3 protein-coding genes and 1 pseudogene are annotated in these 2,229 nt (G+C 70.7%); 1 reads left to right on the top strand and 3 read right to left on the bottom strand.

Annotated features, from left to right (window positions below; all coding sequences use genetic code 11):
- Positions 1 to 868, bottom strand: an 868-nt coding sequence (locus H0U68_RS07890; protein ID WP_296354333.1) for an ATP-dependent DNA helicase, incomplete at its 3' end; no start/stop codon positions are given.
- 85 nt (positions 869 to 953) lie between these two features.
- Entirely contained in the window at positions 954 to 1,157 is a 204-nt protein-coding gene (locus H0U68_RS07885; protein ID WP_296354331.1) for a YdcH family protein, read from the bottom strand.
- 96 nt (positions 1,158 to 1,253) lie between these two features.
- Here H0U68_RS07885 and H0U68_RS07880 point away from each other — a divergent pair, with 96 nt between their 5' ends.
- On the top strand, positions 1,254 to 2,015 hold the full coding sequence (locus H0U68_RS07880; RefSeq protein ID WP_296354329.1) for a protein phosphatase 2C domain-containing protein: 762 nt from the start codon (positions 1,254 to 1,256) through the stop codon (positions 2,013 to 2,015).
- Positions 2,016 to 2,028: 13 nt separating this feature from the next.
- Here the strand turns inward: H0U68_RS07880 and H0U68_RS07875 are convergent.
- Positions 2,029 to 2,229: pseudogene (locus H0U68_RS07875) on the bottom strand (hypothetical protein); the annotation flags it as partial.

The raw sequence follows: 2,229 nt of genomic DNA, 5'->3' as shown, positions 1-2,229 counted from the left end.
GGCGCAGGTCGCGCGCGGCGCGCTCGGTGGTGCCCGCGGCCTGTTGCCAGTCGGCCAGGCCGCGCGCCAGTTGCAGGCCCGCGCCGAGCATGTCGCGCGCGAAGTCCAGCACCTGGCCCGTGCCCAGGTGCTCGCCCAGGAACTGGATGCCGGTTTCGTTCAGCTGGTGCGCCTCGTCGAAGATGGCCACGCGCACGCTGGGCAGCAGTTCGGCCATGCCGGATTCGCGCACCGCAAGGTCAGCGAAGAACAGGTGATGGTTGACCACCACCACGTCGGCCGCCAGCGCTTCGCGCCGCGCCGCGTTGACGTGGCAGCCGCGGAATTTCGGGCATTGCGAACCCAGGCAGTTCTCGCGCGTGGAGGTCACCAGCGGAATCACCGGCGAACGTTCGTCCAGGCCCGGCATTTCCGCCAGGTCGCCGGTGCGCGTGGCCTGCGCCCATTCCTCCACCTTGGCCAACGCGCGCACCGAAGCCCGGTCGGGCAGCGACCCGTCGCGCCGCGCCAACTCGAGCCGGTGCGTGCACAGGTAGCTGCCGCGGCCCTTGAGCAGCGCCGTGCGCACCGGCACGCCCAGCGCCTCCACCAGCCGCGGCAGGTCGCGGCCGAACAGCTGGTCCTGCAGGGTCTTGGTGGCGGTGGACACCAGCACGCGTTCGCCGCTCAGCAGCGCGGGCACGAGATACGAAAAGGTCTTGCCGACGCCGGTGCCGGCCTCGACCACCAGCGCGCCGCCATGGGCGATGGTGCGCGCCACCGCGACCGCCATGTCGGTCTGCGCGTCGCGCGGGCGGAACGCCTCGGCAGCGCGCGACAGCACGCCGTGCGGCGCGAAGGCCTCGCGGGCGGATTGCTCCAGTTCCATCAGCCGCCGCCGGGCCGCCCCAAGGCGGCTGCGGCCCCCTCGGGGGGCAGTGACCCACACGCAGTGGGGGAACGTGGGGGCATCATCAGGCGGGTTCTTTGGGGTCGAGCGCGAGTTCGCGGCGCGCGATCTCGTCGCGCAGCGCGAGCCGGCGCTTCTTCAGGCGGCGCAGCATGAGTTCGTCGACCGGGCTTTGTTCGGCCACGCGGTCGACCATGGCGTCGAGGTCGGCGTGTTCGATCCGCAGCTCGATCAGGCGCCGCTCGGGTGAGTGCAGATTGGATTCCAAGATGGGGCGCTGGCGCGGCAGGACTCGCTCGATAATACGTGTTTCGCAGGCAATAATCGAGCGAAGGCCCGCTTCGGGCCGAGGGACGTTCCCACCATGGCCAAGGGCTATCGACTCAACGCATCCACCGGCATCCACAAGGGTGACCGCGAGTACCAGCAGGACCAGATCGCCCTGCTGTCCCACCCCCGCATCACCGGCTGTGTGCTGGGCGTCGTGGCCGACGGCATGGGCGGGCGCAGCGGCGGGCGCAAGGCGTCCGACCAGGTCATGATGACCGCGCGCCAGCTGTTCGAGCGCTTCTCGCCCGATCACGACGACGCGCCCTCGCTGCTCAAGCAGATCGTCCAGGAAGCGCACCTGGTCATCAAGCTGACCGCCATCTCGGCCGAGCAGGAGCCGCACAGCACCATCGCCGTGTTCCTGATCCAGGCCGACGGCGAATGCCACTGGGCGCACGCCGGCGATTCGCGCATCTATCACTTCCACGGCAGCAAGCTGGTGCGGCGCACCATGGACCATTCCTACGTGCAGACGATGGTGGACCGCGGCGAGCTGACCGAGGAGGAGGCCAACGTGCACCCGCAGTCCAACATCCTGATGGGCTGCCTGGGCGCCGAGGAAGACCCGCCGATGGACGTGCACAGCATCGACCGGCTGCGCCCGGGCGACATCCTGCTGGCCTGCAGCGACGGCGTGTGGCACTACTTCAGCCCGAACGAGCTGGGTTCGGTGCTGTCGTCGTTGTCGCCGCGCGAAGCGACCGAGTTCCTGATCGAGAAGGCGCGTTCGCGCGCGCGCGGCGGCGGCGACAACCTGTCGCTGCTGATCTTGAAGCTGGAGCCGCTGGAAGGCTGAGCCAGGGTTGGCGTTACTGCGGCGGCGGCAGCGCGGAGGCCGCCGGCTTCTTGCGCTCGGCCTGCCGCTTGCCGGCCTTCGCCTGCCGTGCCTCGGCTTCGGCGACCTTGTGCGCGTACGCGGCGCGGTTCGCCGCTTCCTCGCCTGCCGCTACGTGCGCGGCCTGCGCCTTGCGCTCGTGCTCGGCCTGCGCGCGCGCCGCACGCCCGGCGGC

Source organism: Ramlibacter sp., from assembly GCF_013697775.1.
Taxonomy (GTDB): domain Bacteria; phylum Pseudomonadota; class Gammaproteobacteria; order Burkholderiales; family Burkholderiaceae_C; genus Ramlibacter.
Note: the sequence above shows the minus strand (reverse complement) of the source record. Positions and strands in the feature narration are given on the sequence as shown.